This window comes from Humibacter sp. (assembly GCF_051954055.1).
In the GTDB taxonomy this organism is placed as follows: Bacteria; Actinomycetota; Actinomycetes; order Actinomycetales; family Microbacteriaceae; genus Humibacter.
Genome location: NZ_JBQCIE010000001.1, coordinates 15,672 through 33,012 on the forward strand (window position 1 = coordinate 15,672; position 17,341 = coordinate 33,012).

Consider the following 17,341-nt stretch of genomic DNA (forward strand, 5'->3'; position numbering starts at 1 on the left):
GGGTCCCAGACTGATGGCCGAGGTCAGCCGGCGGAATCGCCCACCTTGTGCTTCTTCTCGGACGCGGTGACGACCTCTTCCGGCTCGTCGTTGAAGAGCTGGTCGACGACGTGTCCCTCGGCATCCACGAGCGGCAGTTCGTGATCGTCCTTGTCGAACACCTTGCCCTTCTCGATGCGGTCGCCGTCCTGGAGCACCTCGACGAGGTGGATCGGGATGCCCCTGGTCGGACTGGCGGCGAACACCGACGGGTTCTTCGGCGTGCCGCGCTTCCAGACGTTGAACACCAGGTTGAGGAGCACGGCGGCGATCGTCGCGGAGCTGATGCCGGAGTTGAAGATGACCTGGAACCAGGAGGGGAAGTGGCTGTAGATCGCGCCGTTGAGCTCGGGCAGAACGCCGATGCTGACCGAGATGGCCACGATGATCAGGTTCATGTTGTTGCGGTAGTCCACTCGGCCGAGCGTGCGGATGCCGCTGGCGGCCACCGAGCCGAACAGCACGATGCCCGCACCGCCGAGGACCGGACCGGGGATCGAGGCGACCAGGCGTCCCAGGATGGGGAACAGGCCCAGCACGAGCAGCACGACACCACCGGCTGCGACCACCCAGCGGCTCTTGATCTTCGTGATGGCGACCAGGCCGACGTTCTGAGCGAACGCGCTCTGGCTGAACGAGTTGAAGAACGGCGAGATGGCGCTGGAGAGCATGTCCGCCCGCAGACCCGCGGCGATGCGCTTGGAGTCGACACGGGTGCCGACGACCTCGCCGATGGCGATGATGTCGGCCGTCGTCTCAGTCATGATCACGAGGATGACGATCATCATCGAGATGATCGGCGCGATCTGGAACTGAGGAAGACCGAACTCGAACGGGTTCGGGAACCCGGCGATCGGGCCGTTGGTCACCTGCGAGAAGTCGGCCTTGCCGAAGAGGGCGGCGATGACGGTGCCGATGATGAGCGAGAACAGGATCGACAGCCTCGAGACGGTCGCGTTCTTCACCTTGCTGAGAACGACGATGATCGCGAGCGTCAGTGCGGCAAGTCCGATGCCGGCCGGGTCGGCATAGCCGGGCGCCTTCGGGTCGTTGCCGACGATCCAGCCGATCGCGACCGGGATCAGGGAGAGCCCGATGACGGTGATCACGGTTCCGGTGACCACCGGGGGGAAGAACCGCACGATCAGAGCGAAGAACGGCGCGATGATCAGACCGAACACGGCCGCGACCATCACGGATCCGAACACGATCTGCAGGCCGTTGATCCCGTGCCCCTGGCCGATGATCGCCAGCATCGTGGACACCGCGGCGAACGAGACCCCCTGCACGAGCGGCAGCTTCGAACCGAAGAAGGGCCAGCCGATGGTCTGGATGAGCGTGGCGATGCCGCCGATGAAGAGGCACGCGGCGATCAGGAGGCCGATCTGCGCAGGCTTGAGGCCGGCCGCGTTGCCCATGATGATCGGCACGGCGATGATGCCGCCGTACATGGTGAGAACGTGCTGCAAGCCGTACAGGAACAGGCTCGGTATGGGCATCCATTGGTTCTCTGGATGCTCGGGATCGAGCTCCCTGCGATTCTTCTTCCGCTTCTCGGCGACCAATGCCTTGGTCATGATGGACCTCCTCGTCCAGGAACAGCAGCGTACGGCTTGGACCCGCTGCCGGGATGTGATTCAGATGAAAGGGAGTGGCGCCTCTGCCGACCCCGCCCGGCCCGAGGAGTTTCCGGACCGACATTTCGTAATGTGAAATTGTAATCTTGTTGTGCGAGAACTCTAAGTCACGGTTTCGTCCCTGTCAACGCGGACACGATTCCACCATTCAATATTTCTCTTCCAAAAGTGTGGTGCGTCGTGATCAACGGTGTTAGCATCGACCCTGCCCAAAGGCGGGCACCCGACAGGGTCGCTATCTACCCGGGCGCAACGTTCAACCAACGTGAAGCGGAGTATCCCGGGTGCGCGCTCGTCGCCGGCCCGGGCGCACATCCGCTTCCTTCGAGGAAGACGAAAGCGCATGAGCACCGTCATCAGTCACACCGACCACGACCATCTGAGCCACGCGGCTCGTCTCGCGACCGAGAACGTCTTGAAGGGCGGAGGGCCGTTCGGCGCCGTCGTCGTGACGGCCGCCGGCCTCTCGTTCGAGGGCGTCAACCGCGTCACCGCGAACAACGACCCCACGGCGCACGCCGAGGTCACCGCGATCCGCACCGCCTGCTCCGAGACCGGCACCTTCGACCTCAGCGGGGCGACGCTCTACTCGAGCTGCGAGCCCTGCCCGATGTGTCTGGCATCCGCTCTGTGGGCTCGCGTCGACCGCGTCGTCTTCGCCGCCGACCGCAACGATGCAGCAGCGGCAGGCTTCGACGATGCGGTGTTCTACGAGTTCTTCGAGACACCGGCCGTCGATCGCCCGATGCAGGTGGAGCACCTCCAGCTGGCCGACGCCGGCCACCTCCAGCCGTTCACCACCTGGGGCGCGTTCGCCGACCGCATCGAGTACTGAGGGGCCTTCTCATGACTGAACAACTGGCCGTCGACGATGCCAACGCAGCACCGCCGAAGCCCATCGGCCGATTCGACCGCTACTTCAAGCTGACGGAGCGCGGCTCGAGCCTCGGCCGCGAGTTCCGCGGCGGCTTCGCCACGTTCTTCGCGATGGTCTACATCGTTGTGCTGAACCCGCTCATCCTGAGCGCTCCGGACGGTTCGGGACACACGCTGGGCATCCCGCAGGTGGCCGCGATGACCGCGATCGTCTCGGGCGTGATGACGATCCTGATGGGCCTGATCGCGCGCTACCCGTTCGCCCTCTCGGCCGGCCTCGGGGTGTCTGGCTTCGTCTCCGCGACGATCGCCACCACGAAGGGGCTCACCTGGGGCGACGTGATGGGCCTCGTGCTCATCTCGGGCGTCATCATGTTCATCCTGGTGCTGCTCGGCCTGCGGGAGGCGGTGTTCCGAGCAGTGCCCAGCGGGCTCAAGATCGCGATCGTGGCCGGCATCGGCCTGTTCATCGCGACCATCGGGTTCGTGAACGCCGGATTCGTGCGCCGCGTGCCCGACGCCGCTCACACCTCGGTGCCGGTGAGCCTCGGCCAGGGCGGATTCCTGCTCGGCTGGCCGACCCTCGTGTTCGTGGTCGGGATGATCGCCATGATCATCCTGATCGTGCGCAAGGTGAAGGGCGGCATCCTGATCGGCATCATCGGCACGACGATCTTCGCGATGATCGTGCAGGCGTTCACGAACACGCCTGCTGGAAGCGCGAAGGATCCGTCGGGCTGGTCGCTCACGGTCCCCACGTTCCCCTCGACCTGGATCTCGCTGCCCGACCTGTCGCTCTTCGGTCAGGTGAACCTGATCGGCGCGTTCACGCACATCGGTGCGATCGCGGCGACGCTGCTGACGTTCACCATCCTGTTGACCGTGTTCTTCGACGCCATGGGCACGATGACGGGCCTGGCCAGCCAGGGCGGACTGCTCGACAAGCAGAACAACTTCGTCGACGCGAACCCGGTGCTGCTGGTGGATGCCGCGGCATCCGCGGTCGGCGGCCTCTCGTCGATCTCCAGCGGTGAGATCTTCGTGGAGTCGGCGGCCGGCATCGGCGAGGGCGCCCGCACCGGGATCGCGAGCCTCGTCACCGGCGGGCTGTTCATCGTCATCTCGTTCTTCGCCCCGCTGGCCGGAATCGTTCCGTTCGAGGCGGTGGCGCCCGCGCTCGTGATCGTCGGTTTCATGATGGTGACCCACGTGAAGGACATCGACTGGTCCGACTACGGCATCGCGATCCCGGCGTTCTTCACCGTGGCGCTCATGCCGCTGACCTACTCGATCGCCAACGGCCTCGGCGCCGGGTTCATCGCCTACGTCGTCATCCGCGCCGTGCAGGGACGCGCCAAGGAGGTGCACCCGCTGATGTGGTGCGTCGGCGCGGCTTTCGTGGTGTTCTTCGGCGTCGGCGTGATCGAGCAGCTGCTGCACTGAGCGCTCCGTCCCCCTGAGCGCTCTGCTTCCCCTCGAACGCTTTCGCGAGACTGCACGTCCGCCCCCAGACAGCGGGTAAATCCCACCGTTTCGGGGCGGGCGTGCAGTCTCGCGGTTTTGTGGATCCCCTCACCGAGTCAGCGCAGCTGCCTCGGAGCTGGGGTCGCGGCTAAGGCCCACCGGGCCTTCGCTCCTAGCTCCACCGCGCAAATCGCATCAGCAGGTCGGCGGCGACCGAGACGGCGATCGCGGCCGGGTCCTTCGCGCGGATGGCGTCCCGCAGTCCGATCGGTGTGGTGATGCGTTCGAGGTCCTCCTGCGTGTGGCCGGCATCCGTCAGCTGCTTGCGGAACCTCGCCCACTTCGAGCTCGAGCCGATCAGTCCGATGTAGGCGAGGTCATCCTGCGCCAGAGCGCTCTCGCAGAGCGCGAGGTCTTCCGCGTGATCGTGCGTGAGGATGAGCGCGTACGTTCCCGCGGCGAGCGACGGGAAGACGGCCTCCGGCACCGGCTCGTGGCGCACCCGCACCCGCGCGAGCCCCGCCTTCACCTGCGCCAGCCGCTCCTCGTCGAGCAGGTCGGCGCGGGAGTCGACGAGCGTGAGGTCGAGGTCGTGCCGCGACAGGATGATCGCCAGCTCGAGGCCCACGTGCCCCATGCCGAACACGGCGACCGACGGCACGGTGCGCACCGGCTCCATCAGAATCGTCACCTCTCCCCCGCAGCACTGCACGCCATACTCGGCCGGCGCCTTGTCGCTGAGCGTCAGCGAGAACAGCTCCGGCACGCTCGCGCCCGACTCGATCATCGCCCGCGAGCGCTCCACGGCGGTCTCTTCGAGGTTGCCGCCGCCGATCGTGTCCCACACCGCGTGCGCGCCGACCACCATCTTGGCGCCCGCCGCCCTCGGCGCGTGCCCGCGCACGGAGACGAGCGTGACGAGCACGCCGGGCTCGTGGGCGGCGCGCAGCTCGCCGAGCGCTCCCAGCCAGTCCATGCGTCAGTCCACGAGGATGTCGGCGCCCGCGGGCACAGCGGGTGTCTCGACCGAGGCCTCCTCGCGCGACGTCGCCGCACGGTCGGCGGATGCCTCGCTCGGAACCGCCGCGCCGTCAGCGGATGCCTCGCGCGAGACATCCGCGGCACCGCGCGCCGCCTGGATCGCCCAGAACACGGTCTCCGGTGTCGAGGGGGACGACAGCCGCACGCTCGTGCCCGGCGCGCCGAACGACGCGATCGCCTGGCGCAGCGCCTCGCGCACGCTCAGCGCGAGCATGAGCGGCGGCTCACCGACCGCCTTCGATCCGTACACGGCTCCCGGCTCGTGGCCCTTGTCGTACAGGGCCACGTTGAACACCTCGGGCATCTCGGAGAAGCTCGGCAGCTTGTACGTGCTCGCCGCCTGGGTGAGCAGGCGGCCGCGGTTCGGGCCGTCTGAGGCATCCCACCGCATGTCCTCGAGCGTGAGCCAGCCGGCGCCCTGCACGTAGGCGCCCTCGATCTGGCCGATGTCGATCAGCGGCGAGAGCGAGTCGCCTGCCTCGTGCACGATGTCCACTCGACGGGTGCGGTATGCGCCGGTGAAGCCGTCGACCTCGACCTCGGTCGCCGCCGCTCCGTACGCGAAGTACTTGAACGGCGAGCCCTGCCAGGTCTCCGGATCCCAGTGCAGTCCCTCGGTGCGGTAGTAGCCGGCCGCCGACAGCTGAACGCGCTGCCAGTACGCGGCCGTGACCACCTCGCCGAACGTCAGCGACCGGTCGCCGGCGCCCAAGCCCGTGACAACACCGTTCTCGAACCGCACGTCGCGCGGGTTCACGCCGAGCAGCCCGCCAGCGACGACGGCGAGGCGGTTGCGGAGCTGCTCGCAGGCATCCTTCACCGCGGCGCCGTTGAGGTCTGCGCCGGTCGACGCGGAGGTCGCCGAGGTGTTGGGCACCTTGTCGGTGCGAGTCGGTGCCAGGCGCACGCTCGATCGCGGCACGCCGAGGGCGGTCGCCGCGACCTGCAGCATCTTGGTGTGCAGGCCCTGACCCATCTCGGTGCCGCCGTGGTTGATGAGAACGGAGCCGTCCTTGTAGATGAGCACGAGGGCGCCGGCCTGATTGAACGCCGCGACGTTGAACGAGATGCCGAACTTGATCGGCGTGATCGCCAGCGCCCGCTTCACATCGGGGTGCGTGGCGTTGAACGCGGCGATCTCGGCGCTGCGTGCCGCGTAGTCGGAACCGTCGAGCACCTGGTTCCAGATGTCGGGCATCCGTTCGGCGTCGCGCACCACCTGGCCGTACGGCGTCGTCTGGCCAGGGCGGTAGAAGTTGCGGCGACGCAGTTCTGAGGGCTCGATGCCGAGCACCGGGGCGGCCTCGCCGAAGATCGTCTCGATCAGGAGAACACCCTGCGGTCCGCCGAAGCCGCGGAAGGCGGTGTGCGATGTCTTGTTCGTCTTGGCGATGCGGCCGAGCGCCTCGACGTTGGGAATCCAGTAGGCGTTGTCGAGGTGGCAGAGCGCCCTGCTGACCACCGCCTCCATGAGGTCGAGGCACCAGCCGCCGTCCGCGGTCAGGGTGGTCTTCAGGGCGACGATCCTGCCGTCGTCGTCGAAGCCCGCCTTCCACACGGTGCGGAAGCCGGGACGCTTGCCGGTGATCGTGAGGTCCTGGTTGCGGTTCAGCCGCAAGCGCACGGGACGGCCGGTGAGCGTCGTGCCGAGTGCCGCGATCGCGGCGAGGCCGTGCGGCTGCGTCTCCTTGCCGCCGAAGCCCCCGCCCATGCGGATGCACTGCACCGTCACCTCGTTCGAGGCGAGTCCCAGCACGTGCGCGACGATCTCCTGCGTCTCGGTCGGATGCTGCGTGCTGGCCTGCACGTACAGCTGACCGCCCTCGTCGTAGTACGCGAGCGACGCGTGCGTCTCCAGGTAGAAGTGCTCCTGGGCGCCGGTCTCGATGACGCCCTCGAAGACGTGTGCGGCCTCGGCGAGCGCCTTCTCAGCATCCCCCCGGCGCGACGTGCGCTGCACGCCTTGGAACGAGCCGGCCTCGATCGCCTCCGCCACGGTGATGATCGACGGCAGTACCTCGTACTCGACGTGCACGGCCGCGGCACCGAGCCGAGCGGCCTCGACGCTCTCGCCCAGCACCCAGCACACGGCGTGCCCGTAGTACATCGCCTCTCGCGGCATCAGCGGCTCGTCGTGCTTGACGCCGGCGTCGTTGACGCCGGGAATGTCGTCGGGGGTCAGCACGCGCACCACTCCGGGTACCGCGAGCGCATCGCCGGTGTCGATCGACACGATACGAGCGTGGGCGTGCGGGGACTGCACCGGCCACGCGCTGAGCACGTCGTGTCGGCGCTCGGCGATGTCGTCGGTGTACAACGCGGTGCCGGTGACGTGCCCCGCGGCGCTCTCGTGCGACTCGGGCACGCCGACTACGGCGCCGACCGGACGGTCGGACAGCTCGCTCACGATGCCACCTCCACAGTCTCCGTCTGCTGCGAATCGGCCGTCTGCGAGTAGAACTTCAGCAGCGCCTGACTCAGCATGATCGCCCGGTACTCCCCGGATGCCCGATGGTCCGCCATCGGCGTTCCCTCGCGTCCGAGCACGATCGCCGCCTCGCGCACGGTGTCTTCGCACCAGACGGAGCCGAGCAGCTCGTCCTCGGTGGCTCGGGCGCGCAACGGCGTCGCCGCGACACCGCCGAGGCCGATCTTCGCGGCGGTGACGACGTCATCCTCGATGTCGAGCGCGAATGCGACGGCCACGCTCGAGATGTCGTCGAACCGGCGTTTGGCGATCTTGTGGAACGCCGTGAACGGCGCCAGCGGCAGCGGGATGCGCACCGCGCGGATCAGCTCGTGCGGACGCTTCAGCGTCTGCCGGTACCCGGTGAAGTAGTCGGCCAGCTCCACCTCGCGCTCGCCGTCCGCTGACGCGAGCACGACCCGGGCGCCGAGCGCCAGGAGCGCGGGCGGGGTGTCGCCGATGGGCGACCCGGTTCCCAGGTTGCCGCCGATGGTCGCCCGGTTGCGGATGAGCCGGGACGCGAACTGCGGGATCAGTTCGCCGAGCAGCGGAACGCGTTCGCCCAGTTCCCGCTCGATCTCGGTGAGCGTGACGGCCGCTCCGATCTCGATGACGTCGTCGCCGACGCGGATGCCGCGCAACTCGGGCAGCCGGTCGATCGCCACGACGAGTGGTGCGCGCCGGCCGCGCAGGTTGACCTCGACGCCCCAGTCGGTGGAGCCGGCGACGAGGACGGCTCCCGGGTCGGCGGCGAGGAGGCCGAGCGTGTCCTCGAGGGTCGCGGGCCGCACGAAGCGTCCGTCGGCGGCGGTGATGTCGGTGGCGACCGCCTCGGGTGCCGGCGCGTTGCGGCGAGCGGCGAGCGGGTCGGCATCCGTCGGCTCGCCCAGCGCGTATGCAGCGTCGCGGATCGGCCGGTAACCGGTGCAGCGGCAGAGGTTGCCGCTCAGCGCGTGCAGGTCGAAGCCGTTCGGGCCGTGCTCCGCGTCGCCGTGCTCAGCATGCGCGGGCGCCCGATCGGACCGGTAGAACTCGGACGCCATGCTGCACACGAACCCGGGTGTGCAGTACCCGCACTGCGAGCCGCCCCGGGTGGCGAGCTCCTCCTGCACCGGGTGCAGGGCATCCGGTGTTCCGAGCCCCTCGGAGGTGACGACCTCCTGGCCGTCGAGCGCGGCGACCGGGACGAGGCACGCGTTGACCGCGGTCCACGCCGTTCCGCCGTTTCCGTCGGCCGTGGCGACGAGCACGGCGCAGGCACCGCATTCGCCCTCCGCGCAGCCCTCCTTGCAGCCGGTCAGGCCCTCGCCGCGCAGCCAGTCCAGCGCGGTCGCGTGAGCCGGGGCGTCGATGCGCCGCCTGAGCCCGTTCACTGTGAGCATGGGGTCACCCATGACCAACTCCTCGTCGTTCGTGAGGACACGAAAAGCCGCTCCTCGTCTTTGAGGGGAATTCGCGCCGTCAGACGCCGCCCACGTTGTTCACCGTGCGGCGACGATGCCGCGCCGGTCCTGGCGAGTTTACCCGCTCCTTCGCGTGAATGTGTTCGATTTCGAAATCTCAGTTTCGCGATATGGATAACGGATGCCCGTGCATCCGCTCCCGAGGCGCGTCAGGACGCGCGCCCCGCGAAGAGGCGACGCCACCAGCCCTCTCGTGGGCCGCGTTCGTCGGGCACGTAGAAGTCCGGATCGGCTCCGTTCCACGCGAACGCCTCGGGCTCCGCCGGCGACTCTGCTCGTTCGGCCAAGGTCATTCTCATCACTCCTTACTCACGCACTCGTTCTGTTTGCTCACTCGTTCTGGTTACTCACTGGTTCTGCGTTGTTGTCGCTCCACCGATTCCGTCGACATGACAGATCGCGCTCTCCTGCCGGGAACATGCCGTTCTGTCCTGTTCTGGGTCGGATGTCATGTTGGCGGCCCCCGCACAGCGAACGCACTGCTGGATGCCCGGCGGCTTACGCCTCCCCGCGCCTCAGCAGCCGCCCCCGCGGCGTCTCGCCGTCGATCTCCTCGCCCCGCAGGTAGACGGTGCGCACGACGCCGGTGAGGGTCTTGCCCTCGTAGGCCGACACGGGGTTCTTGTGCCGCAGCCGGCCGAGTTCGACGGTGAACGGCTCCTCGGGGGCGAACACCGCGAAGTCCGCGTCGTAGCCGACCTCGAGCCGCCCCTTTCGCTGCAGTCCGGCGACCCGGGCGGGCGAGGCGGACATCCACTCCACCACCTGCTGCAGCGGGATGCCGCGCCGCGTCGCCTCGGTCCAGACCAGTGACAGGCCCAGCTGCAGCGACGAGATGCCGCCCCACGCCGTTCCGAAGTCTCCGTCGGCGGGCTGCTTGAGGTCGACGGTCGCGGGCGAGTGGTCCGAGACGATGCAGTCGATCGTGCCGTCGAGAAGGCCCTGCCACAGCCGTTCGCGGTTGCCCTCCTCGCGGATGGGCGGGCAGCACTTGAACGCCGTCGCGCCGTCGGGCACGGACTCGGCCGTCAGCGTGAGGTAGTGCGGGCACGTCTCGACGGTGAGCCGCACGCCGCGGTCGCGTGCCTCGCGGATCTCGCCGAGCGCCTCGGCCGACGACAGGTGCAGGATGTGCGCACGCGCGCCGGTGCGCTCCGCCCGTTCGATCACCTCGGCGATCCCGACGTCCTCGGCCTCGTGCGGTCGCGACGCCAGGAAGTCGCTGTAGTGCGGACCGCGCGGATCGGGCGCCGCCTCGATCTCGTGCGCATCCTCGGCGTGCACGATGAGCAGCGAGTCGAAGCCGGCCAGCTCGCGCATGTCGGTCTCGATCTCGTCGAGGCCGAGCGGCGGGAACTCGTCCACGCCGCTGGGCAGCAGGAAGCACTTGAACCCGAACACGCCCTCCTCGTGCAGCGGGCGCAGCTGGGCCGTGTTGCCGGGGATCGCCCCGCCCCAGAAGCCCACGTCCACGTGCGCCTGCGGCGCGGCGACGCGGCGCTTCACCTCGAGTGCGTCGACGGTAACGGTCGGCGGGATGCTGTTCAGCGGCATGTCCACGATCGTGGTCACGCCTCCCGCTGCGGCCGCCCGGGTGGCCGACGCGAAGCCCTCCCATTCGGTACGGCCCGGCTCGTTCACGTGCACGTGCGAGTCGACAAGACCGGGCAGCAACACCTCGTCGGCATCGAGCTCGATCACGCGCTCGCCATCGAGCAGCGCGCCCTGCGCCTCGATGGCGGCGATCCGTCCGGCTCGCACGCCGACCTCGCCGGCGCGCACGCCGTCGTCGCGCAGCAGGTTGCCGCGGATGACGAGGTCGAAGGTGGTCGAAGAAGGGGTCGACATCGGTCTCCTTGAAGTTCAGTTGCTCGCTGAGATCAGTGTGTGCGTCGAATCGCGGATGCCCGCACCCACCATCTCGAGAAGCGCAGCGGCGTCACGCATGCTCACCGCGGCATCCGGCTCGATCGCGCTCAGAGGATACGTCGCCGCGAATCCCGCCGCGGCGAGCTGCTCGGGCGTGAGCGTCGTGCGCCCGCACACGGCCACGACGGGCACGCCGGCGCGGTGTGCCGCCCCGGCGACGCCGACGGGCGCCTTGCCGCCGAGGCTCTGCTCGTCGAGGCTGCCCTCGCCGGTGATCACGAGGTCCGCCTGCGCGATGTGCTCGTCCAGACGGGTGAGCCGTTGCACGACCTCGACGCCGGGCTCCACGCGTGCACCGAGCAGGCGTGCCGCGTAGCTGACGCCGCCTGCCGCTCCGGAGCCCGCCTCGGCGGCGAGCGCCGCGGCATCCTCTCGCACGTCCCCCAGCACCTGCACGAACCGGCGCAGCGACGCCTCGAGCACGACGACCTGCCCGGGCGAGGCGCCCTTCTGCGGCGCGAACACGGCGGCGGTGCCGCGTTCGCCCAGCAGTGGATTGTCGACGTCGGTGGCCAGCACGAGGTCGACGCCGGCCAGGCGCGCGTCGAGCCTGGAGAGGTCGATCGCCGAGAGCGCGTAGAGCGCCGCTCCCCCGTCGGCGATCGGCTCGCCGTGCTCGTCGAGCAGCTCGGCGCCCAGCGCGGCGAGCACGCCGGCTCCGCCGTCGGTGCACGCGCTGCCGCCGACGCCCAGATAGATCGTGCGTGCTGCGGCGTCGAGGGCTGCCCTGATCAGGTCGCCGGTCCCCCGGCTCGTGGCGGCGAGCGGCTGCGGTGCGCCCGGCAGCAGCGCCAGCCCGCTTGCCGCAGCCATCTCGATGACGGCACAGTCGCCAGCTACCGCGAAGGCCGCTTCGACGGGTCGCCCCGTGGGACCGGTCACGATCGCGACGCGACGCTCGAAGCCGGCGGCCAGCGCGGCATCCACGGTCCCCTCGCCGCCGTCTGCGACGGGCACGATGTCGATCTCGACGTCGTCGCCCGCCAGCCCCGCGGCGAGCGCGTCGGCCGCGTCGGGGCCGGAGAGCGACCCCTTGAACTTGTCGACGGCGATCAGGATGCGCATGGCTGGACTCAAACGGTCAGCGGCTGCGGCGCGGCCAGCGGGTGCAGCGCGGTCGGCGCGTCCTCCGGGGTCACCGCGAGCTCTTCGAACTCGTTGATGTTGTCGAGCTCGGTGCCCATCGAGATGTTCGTCACACGCTCCAGGATGACCTCGACCACGACCGGCACGCGGTGCTCCTCGGCGAGCGAGGATGCCTGCGCGAACGCCGCACCCAGGGCATCCGGGTCAGTGACGCGCACGGCCTTGCAACCCAGGCCCTCTGCGACCGCGACGTGGTCGACTCCGTAGCCGTTGCCGTCCGGGTAGTTCACGTTCTCGAACGCGAGGGAGACCTCGTAGTCCATGCCGAAGCCGCGCTGCGACTGGCGGATGAGCCCCAGGTAGGAGTTGTTCACGACGACGTGCACGTACGGCAGGTTGTGCTGCGCGCCCACCGCGAGCTCCTCGATCATGAACTGGAAGTCGTAGTCGCCCGACAGCGCCACGACCCGCTCGCCGGGCTTGCCGCGCACGACGCCGAGCGCCGCGGGCACGGTCCAGCCGAGCGGTCCGGCCTGGCCGGCGTTGATCCACTTGCGCGCGCCGTACACGTGCAGCATCTGCGCGCCGGCGATCTGGGAGAGCCCGATCGTGGAGACGTAGGTGGTGTCGCGGCCGAAGGCCCGGTTCATCTCCTCGTACACGCGCTGCGGCTTGATCGGGATGTTGTCGAAGTGGGTCTTGCGCTGCCCGGTGGCGCGGCGCTCGAAGCACTCGCGCGCCCAGTCCGCGTAATCCGGAACCCGACCGGCGTCCACGCGCTCCCTGGCGACCTCGATCAGCCGGGTCAGCGCCGCCTTCGCGTCGGAGACGACGCCGAAGTCGGGGGCGAACACGCGACCGATCTGCGTCGGCTCGATGTCGATGTGCACGAACGTGCGGCCCGCGCGGTAGACATCCAGCCCGCCGGTGTGGCGGTTCGCCCACCGGTTGCCGATGCCGAGCACGAAGTCCGAGGCGAGGAACGTCTCGTTCGCGTACCGGTGCGACGTCTGGATGCCGACCATGCCCGCCCACAGCGGGTGGTCATCCGGAATCGCACCCCAGCCCATCAGCGTCGGGATGACCGGCGTGCCGAGCAGCTCAGCCAGCTCGACGAGCTCGTCGGCGGCATCCGCGTTGATGATGCCGCCGCCGGCGACGATGACCGGATGCTCGCTGGCGGCCAGCAGGTCGAGGATCTTCTCGGCCTGGCGGCGGGATGCCTGCGGCACGGCCACCGGCAGCGGCTCGTAGGAGTCGATGTCGAACTCGATCTCGGCCATCTGCACATCGAACGGCAGGTCGATCAGCACGGGACCGGGGCGCCCGGTGCGCATCAGCTGGAACGCCTTCTGGAATGCGCCGGGCACCTGCGCGGGCTCCAGCACGGTCATGGCCATCTTGGTCACGGGCGCCGCGATCGACTGGATGTCGACGGCCTGGAAGTCCTCCTTGTGCAGCTTCGACACGGCCGCTTGGCCGGTGATGCAGAGGATCGGGATGCTGTCGGCCCATGACGCGTAGAGCCCGGTGATCATGTCCGTGCCGGCCGGGCCGGACGTGCCGAGGCAGACGCCGATGTTGCCTGCTGCGGCGCGGGAGTACCCGTCTGCCATGTGCGAGGCGCCCTCGACGTGGCGTGCGAGGGTGTGCCGGATGCCGCCGTGGGCGCGCATTGCGGAGTAGAGGGGGTTGATGGCGGCGCCCGGCAGGCCGAAGGCCTCGGTGGCGCCCTCCTTCTCGAGGATCAGGACGACCGCGTCGACGGTGCGCATGGTGGTCATGGTTGCTCTCTTTTCAAGATGTGGGGATGTGCGGATGTCAGTCGCGGCCCGAGCTGCGCGCGACGCGGGTGAAGAGACCCGAGTGGTCGAGGCCGCCGTCGCCCTCGGCGACGATGTTGCCGACGAGCTGGGCGACCGCAGAGCCGAGCGGGATGGCGACGTTCTTGGCGCGTGCAGCCGCTGTCACGATGCCCAGGTCCTTGTGGTGGAGCGCCAGGCGGAAGCCGGGGGCGAAGTCGCGGTCGAGCATCTTCTGCCCTTTCTGCTCGAGCACCTTGGAGCCGGCGAGGCCGCCGCCGAGCACCTTGAGTCCGGCCTCGGTATCGACGCCGTATGCCTCGAGAAACACGATCGCCTCGGCGAGCGCCTCGATGTTCGCCGCGACGATCAGCTGGTTGGCGGCCTTCACGGTCTGCCCGGACCCGGAGGGACCGACGTGCACGATGGTCCGGCCGATCGCGTTCAGCACCGGCTCCGCCGCCTCGAAGTCCGCCTTGGCGCCGCCGACCATGATCGACAGCACGCCGTCGATCGCGCCCTGCTCGCCGCCGGACACCGGGGCATCCAGGGGGCGAAGGCCCGCCGCACGGGCGGCATCCGCCAGCTCGACGGCGACGTCGGGTCGGATGGTGCTGTTGTCGATCCACAGCGCGCCGGCCCGGGCGTTGGCGAAGACGCCGTCGTCGCCCGTGACGACCGCCTCGACGTCGGGCGAGTCCGGCACCATCGTGATGATCATGTCGGCGTCCTTCACCGCCTCGGCGACGCTGGAGGCGCCGTTGCCTCCAGCGGCGACGAGCGCGTCGACCTTGTCCTGGCTGCGGTTGTATCCCGTGACGGTGTGCCCGGCCTTGACCAGGTTGACGGCCATGGGCAGGCCCATGATGCCGAGTCCGATGACGGTGACGTTGCTCACTGCTTCACTCCTTCGTGGTTTCCCGCCGGCCCCGTAGCCGCCCGTAGCGCGGCGTATCGAAACCAGCCGGTGCTGACTTTCGACCTATTGGGCCGCGGCGGATGCCCCGACCCACGCGAACGGGTCGGGCTGGGTCGCCTTGTACTCGAGTCCGATGTAGCCGTCGTATCCGCATGCCCGCGCGTCGTCGATCCAGCGGCTCAGCGGCAGCTCGCCGGTGCCGGGCTCGCCGCGGCCGGGCGCGTCGGCGATCTGGATGTGCCCGAACCCGGCGCCGTGCGCGGCGATGACGGCGTCCACGTCGTCGCCGTTCACGGCGAGGTGGTAGAAGTCGGCGAGCAGGCGGATGTTGTCGACGCCGTGCTCGGCGCGCACCCGCTCGATCACCGCGACAGCGTCGGCGGCGGTCTTGAGCGGATACGACGGGGTGCCGCTGACCGGCTCGAGCAGCACGATGCCGCCGATGCGGGCGACCGCCTCCGCCGCGATGGCCAGGTTCTCTACGGCCAAGGCATCCTGCTCGGCCGGGTCTGCGCCCTCGAGGCGGTTGCCGTACAGCGCGTTGAAGGCTTTGGTGCCGAGCCGCTCGCCGATCTGCACGACGACCTCGACGTTGTCGCGGAACTCGTTCTCGCGGCCGATCCACGACACGAGTCCGCGGTCGCCGCCCGGCATGTCCCCGGCGAAGAAGTTCAGCCCGCTCAGCTGCACGCCGGCCGCCTCGATCGCGCCGGTGAACGCGTCGAGCTCGCTCTGCTCGGGCACGGCGGTGGCGAACGGCCACCAGAACTCGACGGCGTCGAAGCCGGCCTGCTTGGCGGCGGCCGCACGCTCGAGTAGCGGCAGGTCCGTCAGAAGGATCGAGCAGTTGACCGTGTAGCTCATGGTTGCTCCTTGAATGCGATGCCTGTCGTTCTCCCGACTTTTCACGATCCGGAAGAAAAGTTCTGTTATCCGAAATCATAAGCCGAACCGCCGCAGCCGTCAAGCTGCCCGGGCTGAGACGACGAGGGCCGCGCCCCGGATGCCCGGAGCGCGGCCCTCGCGTCGCGCACGTCAGCGCGTGGTGAGCTTCACCTGCCGGTTGATGTCCTTGTACAGCAGGTACCGGAAGTCATCGGGACCGCCGGCGTAGCAGGCCTGCGGGCAGAAGGCGCGAAGCAGCAGGTAGTCGCCGGCCTCGACCTCGACCCAGTCGTCGTTGAGGCGGTAGACCGCCTTGCCCTGCAGCACGAACAGGCCGTGCTCCATGATGTGCGTCTCGGCGAACGGGATCGATCCGCCCGGCTTGAAAGTGACGATGTTCACCTGCATGTCGTTGGCCATGTCGCTCGCGTCGGAGAACCGCGTGGTCGCCCACACGTCATCCGTGTCGGGCATGGAGACCGGCTCCACGTCCTGGTCGCGCGTGACGAAGGATGCCGGCGCCGCCACACCATCGACGTACTCGTACGCCTTGCGGATCCAGTGGAAGCTCGTGAACTCCGACCCCTCGTTCGCCAGCGACCACTCGGCATCCGGCGCGATGAAGGCGTAGCCGCCCTCGCCGAGCACGTGCCGCTCGCCCTCGAGCGTCAGAGTCAACTCGCCCGCCGTCACGAACAGCACGCTCTCGACACCGGCCTCGGCCTCGGGCTGGGCAGCGGCGCCACCTGGCCCGATCTCGACGATCAACTGCGAGAACGTCATCGCCGAGCTCGGCGTGGGCCGCGCGAGAATCCAGGCACGCGTCTGCGTGAACCCGGGCAGGCTGCTCGTGACGATGTCGCGCAGCACGCCCTTCGGGATGACCGTGTACGCGAGCTTGACGACGGCGCGGTCGGTGAGCAGCGCGCTCTGCGGCGGTAGTCCACCCTGGGGCGTGTAGTACGTGCGGGCGGTGCTCATGACGTCTCCTCGATGCTGGCGAGCTTTGGATGCGCGAGACGGGTCAGCTCTGCGGGCGTCGCGCCCGCGGGATCCTCGACCTCGGCGGGTGTGACGGCGCCGCACTCGAGACCGCGCACGACGTAGCGGGCGAGCGCCCTGGCCGTGGCGGGCTCGTCCATGATCGCGGCGTCCGTGCCGTGCAGGTAGTTGTTCAGCCGCCGGGTCGCGGCCTCCAGCCCCTCCCGGTAGAACGCGTACGTGGCGAGGAACCGCGTCGGCAGCTGGGCCGCATGCAGGTCCCAGCCCTGGAAGAACCCGTGCTCGAGCGACCGGCGTACGAGCCGTGCGTGCAGCCGCCAGGCATCCATCACGTGCTCAGGATCGCCGACCGGGATGACGTTGGTCGAGCCGTCCGAGAGGCGCACGCCGGTCTCCGCTGCTGCCACCTGCATCACGTGCTTGGCGAAGTCGGCGGCGGGATGCTCCATCGACTGGTACGCGGCGGCGATCTGCAGCGACGCGCTGTAGTCGTACGTGCCGTAGTGCAGCGCAGACACCCGGCCATAAGCAGAGTGCAGGAGCGTCGCGACCGGCACGGTGCCGTCCGCAGCGATGATGAGCTGCGGCGTCTCCATCTGCACCTCGAAGCGCAGCCGCCCGTCCGCCAGGCCGAGCTTGCGCTCGAGCCGCTCGCAGACGTCGGCCATGGCCTCCACCTGGGCGACGGTCGTCACCTTCGGCAGGGTCAGCACGAGCCCGGCCGGCAGCTC

The 17,341-nt window shown here is 69.2% G+C and carries 14 protein-coding genes; 2 read left to right on the forward strand and 12 right to left on the reverse strand.

Translation table 11 applies throughout. The features are described from left to right. Positions 1-23: 23 nt before the first annotated feature. Positions 24-1,616, reverse strand: a complete 1,593-nt coding sequence (locus ACTHNC_RS00070; protein WP_440292541.1) for a nucleobase:cation symporter-2 family protein — start codon at positions 1,614-1,616, stop codon at positions 24-26. A 403-nt stretch (positions 1,617-2,019) separates the two neighbouring features. Between ACTHNC_RS00070 and ACTHNC_RS00075 the strand changes: the two genes are divergently transcribed. Together ACTHNC_RS00075 and ACTHNC_RS00080 are read left to right on the forward strand one after the other, a co-directional pair. Continuing rightward, positions 2,020-2,511, forward strand: a complete 492-nt coding sequence (locus tag ACTHNC_RS00075; RefSeq protein ID WP_440292542.1) for a nucleoside deaminase — start codon at positions 2,020-2,022, stop codon at positions 2,509-2,511. Positions 2,512-2,522: 11 nt separating this feature from the next. After that, complete coding sequence (locus ACTHNC_RS00080) at positions 2,523-3,995, forward strand: NCS2 family permease (RefSeq protein WP_440292543.1); 1,473 nt, start codon at positions 2,523-2,525, stop codon at positions 3,993-3,995. Between the two features lie 193 nt (positions 3,996-4,188). Here ACTHNC_RS00080 and xdhC read toward each other — a convergent pair whose 3' ends face one another. The 11 genes from xdhC to ACTHNC_RS00135 form a co-directional block, all read right to left on the reverse strand. Next, positions 4,189-4,992 carry a xanthine dehydrogenase accessory protein XdhC gene (xdhC, locus tag ACTHNC_RS00085; protein WP_440292544.1) on the reverse strand — a complete coding sequence of 268 codons (804 nt, stop codon included), beginning with the start codon at positions 4,990-4,992 and terminating at the stop codon, positions 4,189-4,191. A gap of 3 nt (positions 4,993-4,995) precedes the next feature. Continuing rightward, a complete protein-coding gene (xdhB, locus tag ACTHNC_RS00090) occupies positions 4,996-7,464 on the reverse strand; it encodes a xanthine dehydrogenase molybdopterin binding subunit (protein ID WP_440292545.1) in 2,469 nt (822 codons plus the stop codon). Beyond that, positions 7,461-8,918 (reverse strand): xanthine dehydrogenase small subunit, encoded by a 1,458-nt coding sequence (locus tag ACTHNC_RS00095; protein WP_440292546.1) that lies wholly within the window; start codon positions 8,916-8,918, stop codon positions 7,461-7,463. Before ACTHNC_RS00095 ends, xdhB begins: the two co-directional genes overlap by 4 nt. Before the next feature lie 218 nt (positions 8,919-9,136). Beyond that, positions 9,137-9,280 carry a hypothetical protein gene (locus tag ACTHNC_RS00100; protein WP_440292547.1) on the reverse strand — a complete coding sequence of 48 codons (144 nt, stop codon included), beginning with the start codon at positions 9,278-9,280 and terminating at the stop codon, positions 9,137-9,139. A 205-nt stretch (positions 9,281-9,485) separates the two neighbouring features. Next, positions 9,486-10,835, reverse strand: coding sequence for an allantoinase AllB (gene allB / locus ACTHNC_RS00105; RefSeq protein WP_440292548.1), 1,350 nt, complete (start codon positions 10,833-10,835; stop codon positions 9,486-9,488). A gap of 15 nt (positions 10,836-10,850) precedes the next feature. Beyond that, entirely contained in the window at positions 10,851-11,981 is a 1,131-nt protein-coding gene (locus ACTHNC_RS00110; protein WP_440292549.1) for a glycerate kinase, read from the reverse strand. Positions 11,982-11,989: 8 nt separating this feature from the next. Continuing rightward, positions 11,990-13,786, reverse strand: a complete 1,797-nt coding sequence (gene gcl / locus ACTHNC_RS00115) for a glyoxylate carboligase (protein WP_440292550.1) — start codon at positions 13,784-13,786, stop codon at positions 11,990-11,992. Positions 13,787-13,823: 37 nt separating this feature from the next. Beyond that, positions 13,824-14,702 (reverse strand): 2-hydroxy-3-oxopropionate reductase, encoded by an 879-nt coding sequence (locus ACTHNC_RS00120; protein ID WP_440292551.1) that lies wholly within the window; start codon positions 14,700-14,702, stop codon positions 13,824-13,826. A gap of 84 nt (positions 14,703-14,786) precedes the next feature. After that, positions 14,787-15,587 carry a hydroxypyruvate isomerase family protein gene (locus ACTHNC_RS00125; RefSeq protein WP_440292552.1) on the reverse strand — a complete coding sequence of 267 codons (801 nt, stop codon included), beginning with the start codon at positions 15,585-15,587 and terminating at the stop codon, positions 14,787-14,789. Positions 15,588-15,758: 171 nt separating this feature from the next. Further along, the gene (locus ACTHNC_RS00130) at positions 15,759-16,589 is read right to left on the reverse strand and encodes a bifunctional allantoicase/(S)-ureidoglycine aminohydrolase (protein ID WP_440292553.1); all 831 of its coding nucleotides are present in this window, start codon (positions 16,587-16,589) and stop codon (positions 15,759-15,761) included. Further along, a partial coding sequence (locus ACTHNC_RS00135) for a DUF6986 family protein (RefSeq protein ID WP_440292554.1) occupies positions 16,586-17,341 on the reverse strand: 756 nt, incomplete at its 5' end. The genes ACTHNC_RS00135 and ACTHNC_RS00130, both read right to left, overlap by 4 nt.

Coding starts and splice junctions, on each gene's coding strand:
- ACTHNC_RS00070 (WP_440292541.1), bottom strand. CDS start 1,616: ATGACCAAGGCATTGGTCGCCGAGAAGCGGAAGAAGAATCGCAGGGAG.
- ACTHNC_RS00125 (WP_440292552.1), bottom strand. CDS start 15,587: ATGAGCTACACGGTCAACTGCTCGATCCTTCTGACGGACCTGCCGCTA.
- ACTHNC_RS00095 (WP_440292546.1), bottom strand. CDS start 8,918: ATGGGTGACCCCATGCTCACAGTGAACGGGCTCAGGCGGCGCATCGAC.
- ACTHNC_RS00110 (WP_440292549.1), bottom strand. CDS start 11,981: ATGCGCATCCTGATCGCCGTCGACAAGTTCAAGGGGTCGCTCTCCGGC.
- ACTHNC_RS00080 (WP_440292543.1), top strand. CDS start 2,523: ATGACTGAACAACTGGCCGTCGACGATGCCAACGCAGCACCGCCGAAG.
- ACTHNC_RS00075 (WP_440292542.1), top strand. CDS start 2,020: ATGAGCACCGTCATCAGTCACACCGACCACGACCATCTGAGCCACGCG.
- ACTHNC_RS00130 (WP_440292553.1), bottom strand. CDS start 16,589: ATGAGCACCGCCCGCACGTACTACACGCCCCAGGGTGGACTACCGCCG.
- gcl (WP_440292550.1), bottom strand. CDS start 13,786: ATGACCACCATGCGCACCGTCGACGCGGTCGTCCTGATCCTCGAGAAG.
- ACTHNC_RS00100 (WP_440292547.1), bottom strand. CDS start 9,280: ATGACCTTGGCCGAACGAGCAGAGTCGCCGGCGGAGCCCGAGGCGTTC.
- xdhC (WP_440292544.1), bottom strand. CDS start 4,992: ATGGACTGGCTGGGAGCGCTCGGCGAGCTGCGCGCCGCCCACGAGCCC.
- allB (WP_440292548.1), bottom strand. CDS start 10,835: ATGTCGACCCCTTCTTCGACCACCTTCGACCTCGTCATCCGCGGCAAC.